The sequence below is a fragment of the Pseudanabaena sp. FACHB-1998 genome, assembly GCF_014696355.1.
In the GTDB taxonomy this organism is placed as follows: domain Bacteria; phylum Cyanobacteriota; class Cyanobacteriia; order Pseudanabaenales; family Pseudanabaenaceae; genus Pseudanabaena.
The window spans coordinates 115,886-134,404 of the sequence record NZ_JACJQA010000003.1 but is presented as its reverse complement, the minus strand read 5'-3'; the positions used below and the strand labels follow the sequence as shown (position 1 = coordinate 134,404).

General features: G+C 43.3%; 19 protein-coding genes. 7 read left to right on the top strand and 12 right to left on the bottom strand.

Annotated elements, in window-relative coordinates:
• Positions 1–65 precede the first annotated feature (65 nt).
• The 4 genes from cobS (at position 66) to H6F42_RS00995 (ending at position 4,483) form a co-directional block, all read left to right on the top strand.
• Positions 66–818, top strand: a complete 753-nt coding sequence (gene cobS, locus H6F42_RS01010) for an adenosylcobinamide-GDP ribazoletransferase (protein ID WP_190397486.1) — start codon at positions 66–68, stop codon at positions 816–818.
• A 185-nt stretch (positions 819–1,003) separates the two neighbouring features.
• Positions 1,004–1,729, top strand: coding sequence for a hypothetical protein (locus H6F42_RS01005; RefSeq protein ID WP_190397485.1), 726 nt, complete (start codon positions 1,004–1,006; stop codon positions 1,727–1,729).
• A gap of 67 nt (positions 1,730–1,796) precedes the next feature.
• Entirely contained in the window at positions 1,797–2,594 is a 798-nt protein-coding gene (locus H6F42_RS01000; RefSeq protein WP_190397484.1) for a DUF2993 domain-containing protein, read from the top strand.
• A gap of 8 nt (positions 2,595–2,602) precedes the next feature.
• Positions 2,603–4,483, top strand: coding sequence for a bifunctional serine/threonine-protein kinase/formylglycine-generating enzyme family protein (locus tag H6F42_RS00995; RefSeq protein ID WP_190397483.1), 1,881 nt, complete (start codon positions 2,603–2,605; stop codon positions 4,481–4,483).
• Between the two features lie 40 nt (positions 4,484–4,523).
• On the opposite strand, the gene surE is transcribed toward H6F42_RS00995, so the two are convergent.
• The 3 genes from surE to hisH form a co-directional block, all read right to left on the bottom strand.
• On the bottom strand, positions 4,524–5,291 hold the full coding sequence (gene surE, locus H6F42_RS00990; protein WP_190397482.1) for a 5'/3'-nucleotidase SurE: 768 nt from the start codon (positions 5,289–5,291) through the stop codon (positions 4,524–4,526).
• Positions 5,292–5,707: 416 nt separating this feature from the next.
• Positions 5,708–6,223, bottom strand: a complete 516-nt coding sequence (locus H6F42_RS00985; RefSeq protein ID WP_190397481.1) for a DUF2808 domain-containing protein — start codon at positions 6,221–6,223, stop codon at positions 5,708–5,710.
• Between the two features lie 38 nt (positions 6,224–6,261).
• The gene (hisH, locus tag H6F42_RS00980; protein WP_190397480.1) at positions 6,262–6,885 is read right to left on the bottom strand and encodes an imidazole glycerol phosphate synthase subunit HisH; all 624 of its coding nucleotides are present in this window, start codon (positions 6,883–6,885) and stop codon (positions 6,262–6,264) included.
• A gap of 295 nt (positions 6,886–7,180) precedes the next feature.
• Between hisH and H6F42_RS00975 the strand changes: the two genes are divergently transcribed.
• The gene (locus H6F42_RS00975) at positions 7,181–7,627 is read left to right on the top strand and encodes a hypothetical protein (protein WP_190397479.1); all 447 of its coding nucleotides are present in this window, start codon (positions 7,181–7,183) and stop codon (positions 7,625–7,627) included.
• A gap of 92 nt (positions 7,628–7,719) precedes the next feature.
• Here the strand turns inward: H6F42_RS00975 and H6F42_RS00970 are convergent, their stop codons facing one another.
• The 3 genes from H6F42_RS00970 to H6F42_RS00960 form a co-directional block, all read right to left on the bottom strand.
• Positions 7,720–9,204, bottom strand: coding sequence for a mechanosensitive ion channel domain-containing protein (locus H6F42_RS00970; RefSeq protein ID WP_190397478.1), 1,485 nt, complete (start codon positions 9,202–9,204; stop codon positions 7,720–7,722).
• A 391-nt stretch (positions 9,205–9,595) separates the two neighbouring features.
• On the bottom strand, positions 9,596–10,729 hold the full coding sequence (locus H6F42_RS00965) for a two-component regulator propeller domain-containing protein (RefSeq protein WP_190397477.1): 1,134 nt from the start codon (positions 10,727–10,729) through the stop codon (positions 9,596–9,598).
• Positions 10,730–10,889: 160 nt separating this feature from the next.
• On the bottom strand, positions 10,890–12,047 hold the full coding sequence (locus H6F42_RS00960; RefSeq protein ID WP_190397476.1) for a FecR domain-containing protein: 1,158 nt from the start codon (positions 12,045–12,047) through the stop codon (positions 10,890–10,892).
• Between the two features lie 214 nt (positions 12,048–12,261).
• On the opposite strand from H6F42_RS00960, the gene rplI reads away from it, so the two are divergent.
• Entirely contained in the window at positions 12,262–12,723 is a 462-nt protein-coding gene (gene rplI, locus H6F42_RS00955; protein ID WP_190397475.1) for a 50S ribosomal protein L9, read from the top strand.
• Positions 12,724–12,953: 230 nt separating this feature from the next.
• On the opposite strand, the gene H6F42_RS00950 is transcribed toward rplI, so the two are convergent.
• From H6F42_RS00950 to H6F42_RS00930, 5 genes are all read right to left on the bottom strand, one after another.
• Positions 12,954–13,433, bottom strand: a complete 480-nt coding sequence (locus tag H6F42_RS00950) for a transposase (protein ID WP_190397474.1) — start codon at positions 13,431–13,433, stop codon at positions 12,954–12,956.
• Positions 13,434–14,028: 595 nt separating this feature from the next.
• Positions 14,029–15,636 carry a GUN4 domain-containing protein gene (locus H6F42_RS00945; protein ID WP_190397473.1) on the bottom strand — a complete coding sequence of 536 codons (1,608 nt, stop codon included), beginning with the start codon at positions 15,634–15,636 and terminating at the stop codon, positions 14,029–14,031.
• Between the two features lie 32 nt (positions 15,637–15,668).
• The gene (locus H6F42_RS00940; protein WP_190397472.1) at positions 15,669–15,944 is read right to left on the bottom strand and encodes a hypothetical protein; all 276 of its coding nucleotides are present in this window, start codon (positions 15,942–15,944) and stop codon (positions 15,669–15,671) included.
• A 2-nt stretch (positions 15,945–15,946) separates the two neighbouring features.
• The gene (locus H6F42_RS00935; RefSeq protein WP_190397471.1) at positions 15,947–16,132 is read right to left on the bottom strand and encodes a hypothetical protein; all 186 of its coding nucleotides are present in this window, start codon (positions 16,130–16,132) and stop codon (positions 15,947–15,949) included.
• A 3-nt stretch (positions 16,133–16,135) separates the two neighbouring features.
• Positions 16,136–16,537 carry a hypothetical protein gene (locus H6F42_RS00930; RefSeq protein ID WP_190397470.1) on the bottom strand — a complete coding sequence of 134 codons (402 nt, stop codon included), beginning with the start codon at positions 16,535–16,537 and terminating at the stop codon, positions 16,136–16,138.
• 123 nt (positions 16,538–16,660) lie between these two features.
• Here H6F42_RS00930 and H6F42_RS00925 point away from each other — a divergent pair, with 123 nt between their 5' ends.
• Positions 16,661–17,320 carry a Uma2 family endonuclease gene (locus tag H6F42_RS00925; protein WP_190397469.1) on the top strand — a complete coding sequence of 220 codons (660 nt, stop codon included), beginning with the start codon at positions 16,661–16,663 and terminating at the stop codon, positions 17,318–17,320.
• On the opposite strand, the gene pdxA is transcribed toward H6F42_RS00925, so the two are convergent.
• The gene (gene pdxA / locus H6F42_RS00920) at positions 17,304–18,407 is read right to left on the bottom strand and encodes a 4-hydroxythreonine-4-phosphate dehydrogenase PdxA (RefSeq protein ID WP_190397468.1); all 1,104 of its coding nucleotides are present in this window, start codon (positions 18,405–18,407) and stop codon (positions 17,304–17,306) included. The two genes, H6F42_RS00925 and pdxA, sit on opposite strands and share 17 nt — an antisense overlap.
• Positions 18,408–18,519 lie beyond the last annotated feature (112 nt).

The window sequence follows — 18,519 nt, the reverse complement described above, 5'->3', positions numbered from 1 at the left end:
GCGCTGCGGGCTGTCTAAATAGCGCCAAATGGAGATAATCTAGCTTTACTTTAGCTTTACTTAAAATGCAATATTGGCGAAAATTTCAAGCAGCTTTGATTTTTTATACTTGTTTGCCCTTAAATCCCCAAGGAACCCTAGATTTTCGGGGAATTGCCCTTTATGCTCCCCTGATTGGGGCTTTGATTGGGGGGGCGATCGCCTGTTTGGACTTCGGGCTAGGACTGCTCAAGCCCACACCTGACTTTATCTACCTGCGATCGCTACTCACGATTTTATTAGGGCTATTAATCACAGGTGGCTTACATCTTGACGGGGCTATGGATACCGCCGATGGGTTAGCAGTCACCGATCCTCAGCGTCGCCTTGAGGTGATGGCGGATAGCAATACGGGAGCTTTCGGGGCAATGGCAGCGATCGCCATTTTGTTATTAAAAGTTTTCGCCCTTGCCAGTATCAGCAATCATCGCCTTTGGATTTTAGCGAGTATTTGGGCTTGGGCAAGGTGGGGACAGTTACGCGCAATCATGGCTTATCCCTATCTCAAAGCGACAGGTAAAGGCAAGTTCCATCAAGAGGATTTGCATCACTGGCAAGTGTGGCTAGTGGCGATTTTGTTAACGATCTCTAATTTAGCGATCGGCTATGTTTACAATTCATTTGCTTTCGCAATTAATTTAACAGCGATATGTTTTGGGTTGGCTTGGTTGATGGGTGCATGGTTTCATCGCCAACTTGGTGGGCATACAGGCGATACTTACGGGGCGATCGTCGAGTGGACGGAGGCTTTGAGTTTAGTAGCGATCGCTTTCTTATAAAACCTATAATTTCAAAAGAACTAATTTTTGTGGTGCAGCTTTGCCGCGCCACAAAAATTAGTTCTTCATTCAATTGCGGGACTATTACTATAGTTAAAAGCTAAACCTTTAATGCCATGAAGATATTAGAACAGACACCCAAGAGACTTGTGTTCTATAGCAGACCGATGGGATTGTGGCTATTTATGGCAATATTTCCTACGATTGGTCTGTTAATTGGTGCTTTTTTCATAGACATCAAATCCTTTAGCTGTAAAAGACAAGGCACGGGAAATGACCTATGCCAAAAATCAACTGTCAGTGTGCTAGGAACTCGCACGACCCAAATTCCACTCAACCAGTTGCTAAGTGCTGAGGTTAAGCGAAAATATGATCGGGAAGGAATACTGCATCGCATCGAAATTAATACGAAACAAGGAAGTATTCCATTAAGTGAGGTATGGGAAAGCGGAGGCAATACTCTAAAGCAAGATGAAATGGCTTATCAAATCAATAATTTCTTGAGAAATAGTCAGCAAAAATCATTTTCCGTAAATCTGTATCCCAGTGCAATTTTACTAATTTGGTTTTGCCTATGGATGCCCCTTAGTACATTATTTTTCTTGGCAGTTGCTCAGATTAGAATTTGCACCTTTGACAAGAATCTCTATAAATTTAAGATAGAAAGTAAAGGCTTAATAAGTCAAAAAAGCTCTGAATATTCTTTAGAGGAAATCTCAGATGTTATTATCAGTCCAGAAGCATTAGCAACCAACGGTGTTCCCGTAAATCCAGTTTATGTAGTTCTAAATTCAGGTCAAAAGATATCCGTTTATTTAGCTTTAGATTTGTTCTCTAATAACGGCAATTGGCAACAAAAAGCCCAAGAAAATATCAAGTTAATCAAAACCTTTCTAGGCTTGCCTGTTTAATGACTTATTGCTCAATCAATATTGGTGTTTTTTGCTATATGATTGCAGAAGTACTTATCTGCTGATTATGGAATTACTCGCTGGGTTACTCACATCAGTTTTAGGATTAGCAGGCGCTCCCGGTCTTGCAATTGATCGGATTGCAACGGATTTTTTGCGGGGGCAAATCGTTAGAGCCGATTCCCTAGAAGTACGTGTGGACAATGCACCTAACTATCAAATCCTTTTAGGAAATGTCGATCGCATTCGGGTAGCGGGTCGAGGAGTCTACGTTTTAGATTTTTTGCGAATCGATCAGATTGATTTAGAAACCGATCCTATTAGTATCGACCCAAATGCCTTGCAATCGGGTCAGATCGTGCTGCGTCGTCCGCTTCAAGCCGCAGCAAGAGTGGTCTTAAAATCTGAAGACGTTAATATGGCTCTGCGATCGCCAACTATTCAATCCTCCTTCAAAAGCCTCAGCATTGACATTACAGGAACCAATAAGAATCCCGAAATATTAGATTTAGTGAATCCCGAAGTTACTTTTTTAGAAGGCGATCGCCTGCGCTTATCCGCAAGCTTGCAGTCTCAACCCACAGCTATTAAACCCAAGCCTACAAAACTTAACGTCTCGGTGAATGCAGAATTAAAAACCATAGGCGGTACGAAGCTCCAAATAGTTAATCCTAGAATTGAACTAGAAGGAACACCTGTTCCCGATAAGATTGCTAATGCTTTTGCTCAAGGATTGAATAAAGTCTTAGATTTGCGACAATTGGAAAGCAAGGGCATTTTTGCGAGGGTTCTCAAATTGGAATTAACGGAAGGCAAAATGCAAGTAATTGGTTTTGCCAAAATGGATTCTATTCCCACTCAGTAGTTGCGATTATGAGTCAATGCCTCAACCCTAGCTGCAATCATCTCAATTTTGAACCATCGCTTAGTTTTTGTCAGCAATGTGGAGCGAAACTCAAAATTGGCGATCGCTATCGAGCGCTGCAAATTCTTGGACAAGGAGGTTTTGGTAGAACATTTATTGGTATTGACCAAGCTCTCCCTTCACAACCAAAATGTGTGATTAAGCAGTTTTTTCCTGCGGATCTGGGGAGTGCCGATAAAGCCGCCGAACTTTTTCAACAGGAGGCGATTAGACTTGATGATTTGGGTAAATATCCGCAAATACCAACTTTGTATGCTCATTTAGAACTGGACGGCAAACAATATCTCATTCAAGAGTTTATCGATGGACAGGATTTATTAAAGGAATTGCAGGAGCAAGGAGCCTTTAGCGAAGCCAAAATTCGGCTACTATTGGTGGATTTACTGCCTATCCTTCAATTCATTCACGATCGCCAAGTAATCCATCGAGATATTAAACCCGAAAATATTATTCGGCGACGCTTGCCAAGTGTTTCAGGCTCAGTGGCGGCGGGCAGTCATGTGTTAGTGGATTTTGGCGCAGCGAAATTTGTATCTACGGCAGCCATGATGCAGACAGGTACAAGGATTGGTAGTGCCGTCTATGTAGCTCCTGAACAGATGCGCGGTAAGGCGATATTTGCAAGCGATCTCTATAGTTTGGGGGTGACCTGCATCCATTTATTAACAGATGTTTCTCCCTTTGAATTAATGGATATGGATGGAACATGGATTTGGCGAAATTTTTTAAGGGATAATGCCATTAGTTCTGTGCTTGGACAAATTCTTGATCGCTTGATTTGTGTGGCTCCCAGTCAGCGCTATCAGACGGCTCAAGCTGTCATTAATGATCTCCAAAACCTGAGTTCACCATCCCATCAAGCCTATGTTCCTCGCTTTGTCAGACCCAGTAGTTATAAGGCAAGCGCCAAAACTAACATTACGCCGATTGCCGCACCAGTAAATCCATCTATTAAGGCGATCGCTCCGCAACTCACCCAATTTACCTTTGAGACAGCGACAGTCAAGATCAAACGGATTGGAGTTGGGAAACTTACCAAAACTCAATTACAAATCGAAACTAAAACCAAGTCGGGACGTTCCTATTTTGAGACTTTAGGTCATATTCAAGGAAAATCTATCAACTTAGAAATGGTATATATTCCCTCTGGCAAGTTCCACATTGGCTCACCAAATACGGAAATGGAACATAGTGAAGATGAATCTCCTCGCCACATGGTGAATGTTCCCACATTTTTTATCTCAAGGTTTCCCATTACCCAAAGACAATGGAAAGTAATTATGGATAATAACCCTGCTATTTTTATTGGCAATGGCGATCGCCCAGTGGAAACGGTATCTTGGAATGACACTCAGATTTTTTGTCAGAAGCTAATTGAGCGCACTGGCAAACCCTATCGCCTCCCCAGTGAATCGGAATGGGAATATGCCTGTCGGGGCGGGGGGATGACTGCTTTTGCTTTTGGCGAAACGCTCACCGCTAATTTAGCCAGTTACAATGCCACAGTTCCTTATAAATATGCTCCGCAGGGAATTAGTAATTCTGGTACGACTGAGGTGGGCAGCTATCCCGCGAATGCTTTTGGACTACATGATATGCATGGCAATGTGTGGGAATGGTGTCAGGACAATTGGCATGATGATTATGACCTATTGCCGAAGGATGGATCGGCTTGGACTCAAGGGGGCGACTCTAGTTGTCGGGTAGTTCGTGGTGGCTCGTGGCGCGATCCTGCCCATTACTGCCGCTCTGCCAAGCGCTTTAAAAATGCCGTTAATCAAGGCGATCGCTGTACAGGGTTTCGCCTTGCCGTTACCTTGGTAATTTAAGTTTTTGGTGAGTAGCTTTGCTACTCACCAAAAACTTAAATTACACTTTATCTGTCCATGTTTTGAGAAAAGGAATAGCTGGGGCTAGGGTTAGGTCGTATTTAAGCGGCGTAATTGTAATGTAGTTATCTCTAATGGCTTGAATATCAGTATCCGCTTCTGCTTCCTCTTCCACCACTACGCCTGATAACCAATAGTAAGTCTTGCCACGGGGATCGATGCGCTTCTCAAAGAGATCTTTATAACGGCGGATTCCCAAACGGGTAATCACCGTACCGCAGATATCTTCTTCCGCGATCGCGGGGACATTAACATTTAGTAAGATTGCTTCTTCTAACGGATAAGCGGCGATCGCCTTCACCATTTTCTTGGCAAAATTCGCCGCCGCACTAAAATCTAGATGAGCAAAACTAGCAAGGCTAAAAGCGATACTTGGTAAACCTTCCATCACACCTTCCATTGCGGCGGAAACAGTGCCAGAGTATAAAACATCAGTTCCTAAGTTTGCGCCCCGATTAATTCCTGACAATACTAAATCGGGAGGTTCCACTAACAAGGCATCAAGGGCTAATTTCACTGTATCCGATGGTGTACCCGAACAAGCCCAAGCTTCGATGCTGTCTGGATAAATTCCTGTTATTTGATCTACTCGCAAAGGCTCTTGCAGGGTTAATGCGTGACCCGTTGCCGATCTTTCGCGATCGGGACAAACCACGGTAATTCGATGTTCTGTCTCGCTAAGAGCTTCGGCTAATGCTCTTACCCCCGGTGCATAAATGCCATCATCATTACTAATCAGAATATTCATATTTACAGATATAAAAATAATTTCCAGAATTTTGTTGCTAAAAAAATAGCTGAGCGCTATTAAATATAAAACCCCAAAACCTGTGGCGCAGTAAGCGCCACAGGTTTTGACTTTTTTTAATTTGCCTAGCTACTTACATACTGTTGTTACGTGGAAGTTTCCAAGACCCTCACCCCTAGCCCCTCTCCCAAAGGGGGAGAGGGGAACAAGAAATTAGTCTTACTCCCCCTCGCCCTTGATGGGAGAGGGGGCTGGGGGGTGAGGGTTGCACGTAACATCAGTTACCTGCAACGCTTTACGCTCAAAACCGACTCAAAGAAAACCTTTAAAAGCGTTGCAAAGCAACGCTTTTAAAGGTTTTCTTGTGATTTCAATTTGATTAAAAAATAAAGGGGGCAAATCGCCCCCTTTATTTTTTAATCAAGGGTAATTACCCAAGAACCGATGTAGACGGGCACAGGTATATCCGCACGCAACACCCTGCCATCAAATTGATAGAAACCACTATAGTCAGGGTTTCGCACATTAGATAACACCACTCTCAAAGCAGTTTTGGAAGGAATCGCTTCCTTCGGTATAACGGTAACGCGGCGAGTTTCTTTATCCCAAGTAGCAGAGGCAACTTCCAAATCCTTACCACCACGACATTGATCCGTTATGCGTAGCTTTATGTCCGACGTATCAAAACTGCCTGTGAAATGATCTGGATAGGTAATGATAATTTCGGAAACTTTAAATTTTTGCGGTTTGACTTCTAGATAGTAGCGATCTGTTCGACTGCTGCCACCATTATCAAGACAGTAATCGAGTGCGCTATCTTTAACCCCGCCAAATAAAATAAATCCCGCATTCGATTGGGCGCGAACTACCGAGGGAGAAATCACCGCGCAAGCTACAGCCAGACAAGAAACAATACCTAGTTTTTTGATCATTTGGATCTTCATAAATCTCACGAGACTTTATTATTATGCTACGCACTCATCATTCTGACGAAATTGGTTAGTAAATGTATCCCATGGGTTGAGGATTTTTCGGGGTGAAATTGGACTGCCATCACATTATCTTTGGCGATCGCGACGGTGACAGTTTGGCTTCCGTGAGTAGTTTTTGCGGCTGAAACAGTGTCATCAATGGGGGAAGTGTAATAGGAATGCACAAAATACATCCAAGGATGATCACCTAAGTCTTGCCATAGTTGGCATTTCTCTTGGGTTATTTCTAGCTGGTTCCAGCCCATGTGCGGAATTGTCAGATTTGGCTCAGGGCTGAACCGTTTGACCTTACCCTTGATAAGACCTAAGCCTTTTTCTTGACCTTCTTCACTGCTTTCAAACAAAATTTGCATTCCAAGACAGATCCCTAGAAATGGTTTACCCGAAGCGATCGCCTCATGAATTGGCTGTTCGAGTTGATTGGCTCGTAGTTTATGCATTGCAGGATCAAAGGAACCGACCCCGGGTAAAACAATGCCATCGGCGGCGGCTAATTCCTGTGGGTTGTTGGTGACAATTGGGGTAGCACCTGCTAGCTCTAAGCCTTTACAAGCTGAGTGCAGATTGCCCATATCGTAGTCAATCACTGCCACAACTGGCATGATATTACTCCTATGTATTAATCATTAAACCTGTGGAGAATACTTTGTATTCTCCACAGGTTTAAAATTCTCTATACAAAGAATTATAGCTGTCACAGCACAAGGTAATTTACCTTGCTATATCAATCAAAGGGGTGCTCCACCCAGAAGAGAGTTGCGGCGCTTCGCGCCGCAACTCTCTTCTGGGTTCTTATTTGGCTATAGCAAGATACAAAGTGGCGGCGCTTTGCGCCGCCACTTTGTATCTTGCTATATATAATATAAGCGTTTAGCAAAAACACATTCAGAGGTTAGGATGACTAACAAACTAGCAATAACCCCTTTGCTATTGGTCGCTTGTACCACAGCGATCGCCCCCTTTAGCCTTACCAATTCAGCGATCGCTGAAGAGACTATTAACATCCCGCAACAGTTAGTCGAGCCAAGCCTCTGGTGGAAATCGCAAAGACTAGAGGAGGGCTGGGTCGAGGGCATTAATATTGAGCCTGAAACTAGAAAGGCGATCATCACGGTCAATACAACTAGATGGGGCGCTTCTGATTATTTAAAGCGGTTCAGCTTTTTGTTTAAGTTAGGAACTGAAGCCCAAAAGCAAAATTTTAATGTAGTTCTACATAATCGGCGATCGCAGAAGTTAGCCGAATATAGCTCCCTAGCAGAGGCTTGGCATATAGAACCTAAGTCCCTTGGTGCAGAACCTTTTCGCGTAGTTGCCCCACAAACTTTTCAGCAGCAGTTTTGATTTTAATAGAATTAGCTGTGCGGCGCGAAGCGCCGCACAGCTAATTCTTGGGAGTAAGACACAAACCCCAGATAAAAGTGACGGCGCGAAAGCTAGACATTTTTGCCAAGGTTAATGCCAAATAAGACATTGAGGCGATCGCGCACCCATGACAAAGCCGCATGTTGCGATCGCTGCAATTCTTCTTCGTTAAGTAAACCTAGACTAATGAGAACCTGTTGACGCTCGGACAGCTTTAAAGCAATTTGTTCGCCTAACTCCTTATGCTCACTCAATAGCTTTTGCAACTGGAGTCGCTCCACCACAAATAAAACTGTATCGGGAGCGAGAGCGCGAACGGTAGCAGTTCGCGGCGTACCAGTTAATAAGGATATTTCTCCAAAAAACTCTCCTTCGCCTAAAGTCGCGATCGGCTGATTGTTTTTCTCCGAAAAGACTTCGACAACTCCCGACAAAATAATATAAAACTCGTCACTAGGGTCGTTTTCTTGGCAAATTACTTGGGCAATATCAAAATGTCTTCGATAGCCTCTTGCAATTAGCGCAAAAAGCTCTACTTCTGTACATCTTTCAAAATAAGAGATTTTTCGTAATAAATCTCGTAAATTTTTGCTGTTAATTTCCTTGGGAACCGAAGAAGAGGTTTCTATTAGTTGAGGCTTAATTTTGGTCTGTGGAATTTGGTCACTGTAATTTCCCGAAGTTAATGCTGTGAGAGTAGGAGTCAAAGCTTGAGGATTACGCAATATGATTTCTCGCGTAGGGAACGGAACGATGATACCTCTTTCGCGAATTTCATAGGCAATCCGAAAGTTTAGTGAACTGCGAATGGGTTCATTGACATCAGGTTCATCAATCCAAACTAGTAACTCAAAATCTAAGGAATCACCACCAAATTTTTTGAACCAAACTTCGGGAGGGGGATTGGATAAGACTCTGGGTTCATGTCTTGCGGCGGTGAGCAAGGCTTCTGTGAGGATGAGGAGATCGGTATCTTGAGCCACACTAATGGGAATATGGATGCGGCAAGTATGCCCTGCATAGCTCCAGTTAACCGTGTTATTTTCCAAAAAACGTTGGTTCGGCACAATCACAAATACATCGTCATCAGTTCGTAAAATCGTGGAGCGAATAGAAATTTTTTCGATTGTGCCTTTGAGTTCGCCAATTTCGATATAGTCGCCTACTTTAAGAGTCTGCTCAAAAAGTAGGACTAATCCACTGATAAAGTTACTAGCAATATTTTGTAAACCGAAACCAATACCAATACCAATAACCCCAGCAATCACCGCTAAGGAACTTAGATTAAATCCTGCGGTTTGCAAAATAATCGTACTGCTCAATACGATCAATAGATATTTAATAAATACTGTAATTGCTTCTTGTAAACCGCGATTGATTCGGAGGCGGGTTAACAGCGATCGCCGAATTAGTTCGCTAATAAGTCTGGAAATAAAAAGAGATAAGACGATTAGCGATAGCAAAGAAGCAAAGGTGGCGATCGAGAATTTAGTACCCCCGATGTCTAGTATTTGTGCTGTGAAGATTTCGTGCAGTTTGGTGGCTACCACTTCCATTGTTTGTCTATTTCTCCAACACAAATATGTCGCTTTTAAATAAGTAGCTACTCCTTTCCCACTCAAGAATTAGCTATGCGGTGCTTCGCGCCGCATAGCTAATTCTTGGGTTTTAATGTCCATTTTTTAGACTCGGAAGGGATTAGCTGTTGCCATTTTTGTTAGAACACAACTCCAGAAGACGAGTTGGGACGGGAAGTACCACAACTTGCTTCTTGGATTTTGATTTGTCCTAATGCAAGTGACCACCGCTATAATACCAATTTCTGAAAAAAGCTTGATCATGCAGAAAGCCTAAAAAAGCTCTTTTCCAACCCCGCCATGCCCGCCAAGAATTAAAGGTGAGGGGCAAAGCCCCTCACCTTTAATTCTTGGCGGGTTCGGTATTAGTCTACTTCTGTACTTTATAAACTACGGTAGCAGTTGCGTTGGGTATTTCTGATTCTTTTAGGGTGGTATTAATCTTACTCAATCCCCCCTCTGTCCCAATCCACAATTGCCGATCGCGGATTAAGAGATTACTAATCGTACTGTTAGGCAAATTATTCACCAGTGAGGTAATTTCGCCATTGTAAGTATTAGCTAAAACCAGTCCATCACGCATTCCAATCCATAGTTCTCCCTTCTTATTACTAGCTAAAGCCACAATATCTCGACCTGTCACGGGATTAATGCGAGCGATCGCTTTGTTGGTTTTAGGATTAATTTCAATAACATTGCGAGGGGTTCCCGCCCAGACTGTACCCGATGGATCGATCGCGATCGTTTGCACGATCTGCCCTGAAACAAAGGCTATCCGAGTGATAATTTTGGCAGTTCCCGGATTGAGTTTAAATAAACCCTCTAAAGTGCCAACCCAAATATTTCCATCCTTATCAAGCTGCATCACATTAGCGGCAGTTCCGGGAATATTTGGTAATCTGGCATAGGTTTCCGCGTTGTAGGGACTGATGCGAGTTATGCCCAAATCAGTTCCTACCCAGATAAACCCTGCGCGATCCATGGCGAGACTTAAAATGCGGCTAGATGATAGCTGGATCGCAATATTTTCGATTTTGCCTGAGTCGGGATCAATTTGATATAGTCCCGAAGTTGTGCCAACCCAGAAATATCCCCGTTGATCTTCTAATAGAGCCGTAACTGTAGAATTTGGCAAAGATATGGAAGTAACTGCTCCGCCCGTGCGGCGATCGATTTGGATTAAGCCCCGCCAAGTCCCAATCCATAACTTATTTTGACTATCAATTAAAGTGGCGCTAATACGGCGATCAATCGATAACGGTTTGGCGGCAAATAAAAAATTCGGGGATAAAGAATGGGGCGATAAGGATTTTAAGTCGGCTCTTTCATTAGCCTGAAGTTGACTATCAACGATTACGGCTTCCGCCTTATTTATGTTTACCGAACCTACAGCCCATAGACCGATTAGGTTAACTGTTAGGGCTAATAGGGCTTTGGGGAACTTTGTAGCGATCGCTCCTTTTGCCTTAGCAATGTTTTTTGATGTGTTTGGGGCTACAACCATTTTATCCACCATCACTTGATGCTCTTTAAACGCTTTTAAGCGTCAGATGTTAACACAAGAGTTTGCGATCGCCATACAAAAAAATGTTTTTTCATACACAATTTGTTCGTATCGAAAAACTAGAAATAAAAAAGCACCGCTTTGCGGCGCTTTTTTATTTCTAGTTTTTGGGCTTAGTGCTAGGTAGTGGCTCTGGGGCAGGTATTTCGGGCTGAACGGGTTGAGGAGGTGGCTCGAGGGGGACTGGTTGCGGAGCCACAGGTTCAATAGGTTTGGGAGGAGTATTGGTGGTAACAGGACTTGGCTCTGAGGGTGGTGGCGTTGTCGGCGATTTAGGATCTACTGGTGTAGGCTCAGCTGGTTTTGCCGAAGGTGCAGGTTCCGTATTTTTAGCCGCCGCTTGTTCCTCACGTCTGGGGCTACTTTGCTCTTCGCGGCGATCGTTATTTGCCGATCCTGAGGTGTAAGTAACCTTGGGCTTATTGGCATCATTAGCAGGCTTAGTAGGCAAGTCAGATCGGCGGAACTGGATCGTGCTGGCTTCCTTGACCGTTGCGGTCACTCCAAATTCAGAAGTGATTTGGGGCAAGCTGGCTAATTGATTATTAAAGCCAAAAATCAGCGAATTATTAGCGATCCGTTTATCAATGCTTTCTTTGTCGATGCGTTTAGGTGCAGTTGCCTTACCGTCGGCTTTGATCTTGATTTCTTCGCCTTTGCCGATGGTCACAATTTCCGATGTGCTTTTTAGTAAAACGGTAACTGTGCCATCAAGAGCCATAATGCGCCGATCTTCTGCGGCCTTTTCAGGAATTTCTAGATACAGCGTGCCATCATTGCTAGAAATTTCGCCAAAGGTCGTTTTGATCTGGGCGGGAGCTTTGCGATCGCTGGCTGCCCATGCGACTAAACGCCCCGAGGCAAATTCCACTTGGTTTTGAGGTTTGAGGGTCAATTTCGCATTACCACCGATGCGAATAATTGTGCCACTGCGTAAGGTTACTTGAGCCGTTGATTGATCTTCAGTGCTAACACTTTCATTTACCTTGAGGGGTACGCCAACGGTTGCGGGTCTTGCGGATGAGGAGTTAATGTACTTAACCCGCACTGGATAGCTGCGAATTTCACTAATTTCGGCGATCGCTTCGGTGGGTAAAGCTTCAGAGCTAAAGGGTTTAGGAGGTTGGTTGATCGTACAGCTCGGTAGGGATAGGGCTGTTAGCGATAAGCCCAACAGAAGCAAAATTCGCCCAGAGATTTTCCCAGAGATTTGCCCCAAAGTTCGCCCAAAGATTTTAGATAACTGCCAACGCTGCATCGTAAATTTTTTGTAGAGTCTACAAAGCCAGTTTTTTTCGCTATACTAGGGAGTCTGGTTAAAACCGTAAATCCTAATGTATCTATATTAGGTCTAACATTGTTGTTTGACCATAGGTAGCTCCAATTCTACTTCCTAGCTTTACAAAATTTGGCTATAAGCTAACTTTTGTAAACATCAAATTTATCTTTAAACGAACAAGAGTCAAAAGCACATGGCAAAGAGTAATTTGCAGGTCATGCTGACCAAAAATGTCACAAAATTAGGTAAACTCGGCGATTTAGTATCCGTAGCGCCCGGTTATGCTCAAAATTTCCTCATACCTCAAGGTTTAGCAATCCGTGCAACCACAGGTGTTGTTAAAGAAGTCGAAAGACGTAAAGAAGTTGAGCGTCAACGCTTGATTGCTATTCGTCAAGAGGCTGAAAGCCGTAAGGTAGCGCTTTCAACTATTGGCGGCTTTATTATCAAGAAAAAGGTTGGCGAAGGCAACTCTATTTTCGGGACTGTGACCGATCGCGAAGTAGCTCTGTTGATTACAGCTAAGTCTATGCTCGAAATCGATCACCGCGACATCACAATTCCTGAAATTAATCAAACAGGTACTTACGATGTATCGATTAAGCTTCATGCTGAAGTCACTGCTAACATTAAAATCCAAGTTATTCCTGAATAATTTCCTAAAAAAGAGGCGGCGCAATGCGCCGCCTCTTTTTTTTGCTAATGGTATTAAAGTTGACATCTTTGCTTTTATTGATCGCTTATCCCTGCGGTCTGGGGATTGTTGATGAATGTTGGAGGTTTAGGGCAGAGCATTCCCAATTTGAGGCGTTCTGAAAAATCATAAATTTCTGCGGAAATGCTCTGCCCCTAAGGGAATTATGGAAATAAAAACGTTATTTCGATTTATTCGGTCTTGCGATCTGTCCAATTAGCTGGATTATTCTCGATATATTCACGCAGATTTTTTAATTCCTGTTCAGACCTGACAATCTTTTCATAATAGTTGCGTTGCCAAATTGATACGCCGTAGTTTTTGTTAATACGGTTGATTTTGCGAGAGGAAATAGATTTAAAATTCTGGACAATATTGGCTAATGAGGATTTTTCTGTTGATTCTGAGATTAGGATAATTTCATGAAGGTGATCGGGCATCAGAACGAATCTATCAAGTTCTACATTAGGGAAATGCTGAGGAATTTTTTGCCATAGATTAGAAATAATTTGACCGATCGCATTTATTTTCATCTCTCCATTATCTATTTCTCCAAACAAATGCTGTCTTTGATTGCAACAGATAGTTAAAAAATAGATTCCTGTGTTTGTGTAGTCATATCCTTGCAAACGGATAGAGCGCCGATGATGAATTTCAGGATTGTAAGACATAAAACAAATGTGGCAAATACGATAAATGTAGGGGTAGAGCATTTGCGGCAATATCTGCAAATTATCACCGAAATCTTTATACGCAAATGCTCTACCCTCTTGGCGGTTACCGATAATTTATCCCAGCGGTTTGAGATTTTCGGTAGATGTTGGAGGTTAAGGGCAGAGCATTCCCAATTTGAGATGATTGTAGAATTTATAGATTGTGGCGGGAATGCTCTGCCTCTAAGGGAATCGTGAAATCAATCGCTGTAGGGGTAGAGCATTTGCGGCAATATCTGCAAATTATCACCGAAATCTTTATACGCAAATGCTCTACCCTCTTGGCGGTTACCGATAATTTATCCCAGCGGTTTGAGATTTTCGGTGAATGTTGGAGGTTAAGGGAAGTTTGGGGATTTTCGATAAATGTTGGAGGTTAAGGGCAGAGCATTCCCAATTTGAGATAATTGCAGAATTTATAGATTGTGGTGGGAATGCTTTGCCCCTACAGGATGATGGGTCTGGTGACAGGTAACGAAACGCTAGGATGCTGATTATGCTGTAAGAAATTGTCGGCTTACAAATCTTAATAGAGGTGTGAAAGCTTTACGGTTTAGACTTCACAAGTCTCGATGCGAGAAAAGAAGTAAATACCCACCCACCCCCCCATTCTATTAATTTCACCCACAAAATGGAAACCATAAAAATCCAGACCCTTCGCATTCCCACAACCCCTATAAAATGGGAGGTGTCCCTTAACACACATAAAATTTTCCTTGAAAAATGGTTGGTGATATTCCACCCACCTACCCTCGCTTTTCCATGCTGTGCGATCGCAAAATCTTTTCCAAGGCTCAGAATTGAAAATCGGATTACTAAAATTTAGCTTACCACCACACTCAACATATATTTTTTTCTGGACGCTAAAGCCATAAAGTCCATTGCTGTAATGCACCCATAGGCGATCAATCGTCTGTAAATCTTCGCAGGGAAAGTTTTTAATACTATCAAGATCGATCCATCTTTCTTTCTCCCGTCCTGAAGCCTTAAGCATCAAGCGATCGGTCAATTTATCCGCCTCATACCATTGCTTATTCTTCAGCAAATTTTCTAGCTCGCAATAGTCGATCCCTTTAGTACTCAGCAAGTTCACAAGATTATTAGTCACCTCTGGCTCTAACGACATTTGCAGCGTTGTTCTGGAAATATCTCTCTGCAATTCTTTAGGAACAGCAGGTGGTGAAATAGACGACACTGAAGGAGTTTTACTACCCTGATCGCTAATTCTTTCTTGTGTTTGCGAATTAGGCGCAGATTGCTTATTAGCCAAACGCTGAAAAGCTTTAATAGCCTTTATATCCGTACCACCAGCCGCGACATTTACCCGCAGCCATAACTGAAAAGCTAAAGCAAAATCCCCTTCAAGTTCGGCATCACCCGCCTCTTCTCGCAGTAAGCCAATATCGGTGAGGTTGGCAAATTTCGGCAACAAAATATAATGTAACTTCGTAGCTGGCTCGATCGCAGCATAGGGTGTTTGCACATAGTTCTTATAGCGTTGCGTCAGACGTGGTACTTGAGTTCTCAAAAATTGATAAAAACGCTCCACTGTCGCGCAATTTCCTTCACCCTGAATCCGCAACGCCTCCAACAACACATTCGTAAACGCCCCTTGTCCAATCTCATCAATCTCATAGGAAACCTGTGACGGACTGCAAGAAAAGAACGTAATTACACCCTGCTGCTTCTCCTCACCGATGCCCATACCCGCATTCTTCGCACCATCACTGCGACAAGCATCGATCAACATCACCACATTATCCGCACCACTCCGCCGCAAGCGTTCCGTCACATAACCAATCGGAATCGCCAGATCGGGAATAGAACGCGGATTACCATCGCTAGGCAAAAGATAATCGCGCCCCTCACAGGGCATCCCATGACCACTAAAGTAAAACCACAGTGTATCCCCTGCGGATAGAAAAGGGTTGGCAAAGCGATCGCCTAAAAAAGACTTGAGCGTGCCATAGGTCGGCTGTGTCTTGCGCCCCTGAGCATTGCGCGGCGAGTCATCGGTAAAAAAGTACAGATCGTCCTGACTAACGCCCAAATCCTGCATGAAAAAATCACGCATTCTCTCCGCATCGCTTTTGGCATACTTCAGAGGCGAAATCTCATCATAGTCATTGATTCCGACAATTACCGCGCAATTTCTCGCCATAGCTGACTGCAAACTCTTTCTAAAAATGTGATTTAAGGAATAATACTTTCCAACTCATCCGCAATCAGATCCTGTAAATCGTCGTCACAATGAGACTGTAAATGAATTATAGAAGCATTTAACTCTGCCAATACATCAACTTTTTGGCGATCGCTAATATTTGGTAATTGCAGTTGATGTACCAGCATGATCACCCTCTGACATTCAACCCCTAGCTCAGCAATCAAAGTATTAAGAGTCGGATTGGCGATCGTCTTTGGTCTATAGGAATTCACTAGAGAATTTATCGGGAACTCTGTAACCTGCATATTTATCTCCTTAATCTTTTTTGTGCTTTTTCAATACCAAGTTCAAAGGCGCGAATCTCTTTTTGCCAATGACGAATTAATCCCAAGTCGGGATAATCTTTCAGTAGCTCTACGTCAATTTTTTGCTGATGCTCAATAATTCGTTGTTTAAGCGAATTAATTGATTTCTCATGATTCTTTTTACCCATTACTTATTTAGATGGATCAATCCTTTTAAATTTTAACTCGATCGCCCCTTTGCCAGATGTCTCGATACCAGTACCCAGCAACTTAATTTCACCCTTACCTGAAATCTCAACGGCAAGCTTAATCTCATCCAGTTGCAGCCCCGCGAGAGGATCGATTTGTTGTTGAGCAGTAGCAAAGACTCGACCAATAATCCTAACAAACTGAGACATTTGGACAGCCAAAGTTTCTGCCTTGACGCGACTCGCTTGCACTTCCTCACCTGATACCGTTGCCTTAGAAGGATTGTTATAGGGATTGAAATCACGAGTTGGACTTTTTTGACCAGTGGTCGATGCTTGTGGGACATTTGCCGAACTAGCGGTCACGATCCATAACTCCTCATCACCCCAATTTTGATCCTGCATAGGTTTGCCTTAAAGCTAAATTTCTGCTAATAATTATGCTCCATTTTGCTGCCTGAGTCATAGGGTTTGGGGCGATTAATAGAAAACCACTATAATTATCAAAGATTAATTCAAGGTGTAGTCATGGTCGTTACAGTCGATCGCCTTAAGCCAACATCACCCGAAAGTGATCCAAATATTGCCGATCAAGAGGCTAATCTAAATAACCAAACTTTTGTAACTCTGGATGAATATCGATCGCTTTCTGAAACTGCCGAAGAGCGTCTCGAATACTGTAATGGAGAAGTTTTTACGATGTCTGGAGGAACCGCAAATCATAGTGCGATCGCTGTTAATTTGATCATTTATCTGGGGTTTTTACTAAGAGATACCGATTTGCGTATATACAACGGCGATATGCGGATCTGGATTCCAGAATTCAATTGTGGTACTTATGCCGATGTGCTGGTGATTGATGGTGAACCAGAGTTTAATGAGAACCGCACTGACGAAATTCTCAATCCTTTGCTGATTGTGGAAGTATTATCTCCATCAACAGAGGGCTATGATCGCGGTGAGAAGTTCCGTAAATATCGTTCCATTCCCCACCTCGCTGAATATCTACTCATCAGTCAATCAGAGCCATATATCGAGCATTACTCTAATACCAATTTTAAGGCTGAGAATAGAAATATCTGGCAGTTGCAAATAAGCGATCGCTTAGATCAGAAAGTCATCTTGCCCAGCCTCAATATCGAAATTCCCCTTTCAGAAATTTATCGCCGCATCACAGGGATTGAGTAGATACAGTTTCTTTCCTGATTTTGGCAAGCTCGATCGCTAATTTAATGGACTCGACCATACTGGCGGGATCGGCACAGCCTTTGCCTGCAATATCAAAGGCTGTGCCGTGATCGGGAGATGTTCGCACAAAGGGCAACCCAATAGTTGTATTTACTGCACGATCAAAGGCTAACAGCTTGACGGGGATCAAGCCCTGATCGTGATACATGGCAAGATAAGCGTCATAACCAAGATGTACCCGATCGCGATCGCGCCAAGCTTTAGCGGGGTTAATCCACATGGTATCGGGCGGAATCGGATTAGTAATGGTGACATGGGGATGTTTGAGGCGATAGCGATCTATGAGTGGCTGTAACCAATCACATTCTTCGCGCCCCAGTTGTCCCATCTCACCACTATGGGGATTGATCCCCGATAGGGCTATGCGAGGATTAGAAATCCCGAAATCCTGTAGGAGCGATCGGCTCAATAGGTCTAGCTTCTGTTCGATTAACTCAGGAGTTAAGCGCTGAGATACTTCACTCAAAGGAATATGCACGGTCGCAAGCAAAGTTTTAAAGATCCAATCCGTATAGGGCGATTTGCCGACAAATAACATCCCAAAATCCTTGATTTGGCTACGTTCCGCTAGTAACTCAGTTTGTCCCGCATAGTTATGTTCCGCTTGTTTCCATGCAGATTTGGCAATGGGAGCAGTGACGATCGCCTCAAATTTTCCTGCTAGAGTTTGGGCGATCGCTGTATCAAGATATGCAAAACTTGCTGCCCCACTAGCGCGATTGCCTAGCCCTAAAACAATATCCTTGCTATCTACCCCATCTACTGCGATATCGACAATTTTTATATGCTCAGGCAAGCGATCGGGATCGACCATTGATGCATCGGTCTGATTTTTTAACAAATGATAACTTTGGGTCAGATATTGGCGATCGCCAAAGATTGTAAAAATTGCATCTAGATCCAGCAAAGTAGGATTATTTAGAGCCTTCAGAATGATTTCCATGCCGATACCTGCGGGATCGCCTATAGTGAGAGCTATTCGCGGTTGTTTTTGGCGGTGAGAAGTCCGCAGCACATTCATTTCCATAAATTATTTTAAATTTCCTGTAAAGTGCGTCTAGATTGACTATAGCTGGGGTCACTTGCCTAAGGACAAATCAAAACCCAAGAAGCGAGTTGCGGCGCGAAGCGCCACAACT

Bases quoted from the DNA above. Each gene is read 5' to 3' on its own strand.
- cobS (WP_190397486.1), top strand. From the start codon at position 66: ATGCAATATTGGCGAAAATTTCAAGCAGCTTTGATTTTTTATACTTGT.
- H6F42_RS01005 (WP_190397485.1), top strand. From the start codon at position 1,004: ATGGCAATATTTCCTACGATTGGTCTGTTAATTGGTGCTTTTTTCATA.
- H6F42_RS01000 (WP_190397484.1), top strand. From the start codon at position 1,797: ATGGAATTACTCGCTGGGTTACTCACATCAGTTTTAGGATTAGCAGGC.
- H6F42_RS00995 (WP_190397483.1), top strand. From the start codon at position 2,603: ATGAGTCAATGCCTCAACCCTAGCTGCAATCATCTCAATTTTGAACCA.
- surE (WP_190397482.1), bottom strand. From the start codon at position 5,291: ATGAATATTCTGATTAGTAATGATGATGGCATTTATGCACCGGGGGTA.
- H6F42_RS00985 (WP_190397481.1), bottom strand. From the start codon at position 6,223: ATGATCAAAAAACTAGGTATTGTTTCTTGTCTGGCTGTAGCTTGCGCG.
- hisH (WP_190397480.1), bottom strand. From the start codon at position 6,885: ATGCCAGTTGTGGCAGTGATTGACTACGATATGGGCAATCTGCACTCA.
- H6F42_RS00975 (WP_190397479.1), top strand. From the start codon at position 7,181: ATGACTAACAAACTAGCAATAACCCCTTTGCTATTGGTCGCTTGTACC.
- H6F42_RS00970 (WP_190397478.1), bottom strand. From the start codon at position 9,204: ATGGAAGTGGTAGCCACCAAACTGCACGAAATCTTCACAGCACAAATA.
- H6F42_RS00965 (WP_190397477.1), bottom strand. From the start codon at position 10,729: ATGGTTGTAGCCCCAAACACATCAAAAAACATTGCTAAGGCAAAAGGA.
- H6F42_RS00960 (WP_190397476.1), bottom strand. From the start codon at position 12,047: ATGCAGCGTTGGCAGTTATCTAAAATCTTTGGGCGAACTTTGGGGCAA.
- rplI (WP_190397475.1), top strand. From the start codon at position 12,262: ATGGCAAAGAGTAATTTGCAGGTCATGCTGACCAAAAATGTCACAAAA.
- H6F42_RS00950 (WP_190397474.1), bottom strand. From the start codon at position 13,433: ATGTCTTACAATCCTGAAATTCATCATCGGCGCTCTATCCGTTTGCAA.
- H6F42_RS00945 (WP_190397473.1), bottom strand. From the start codon at position 15,636: ATGGCGAGAAATTGCGCGGTAATTGTCGGAATCAATGACTATGATGAG.
- H6F42_RS00940 (WP_190397472.1), bottom strand. From the start codon at position 15,944: ATGCAGGTTACAGAGTTCCCGATAAATTCTCTAGTGAATTCCTATAGA.
- H6F42_RS00935 (WP_190397471.1), bottom strand. From the start codon at position 16,132: ATGGGTAAAAAGAATCATGAGAAATCAATTAATTCGCTTAAACAACGA.
- H6F42_RS00930 (WP_190397470.1), bottom strand. From the start codon at position 16,537: ATGCAGGATCAAAATTGGGGTGATGAGGAGTTATGGATCGTGACCGCT.
- H6F42_RS00925 (WP_190397469.1), top strand. From the start codon at position 16,661: ATGGTCGTTACAGTCGATCGCCTTAAGCCAACATCACCCGAAAGTGAT.
- pdxA (WP_190397468.1), bottom strand. From the start codon at position 18,407: ATGGAAATGAATGTGCTGCGGACTTCTCACCGCCAAAAACAACCGCGA.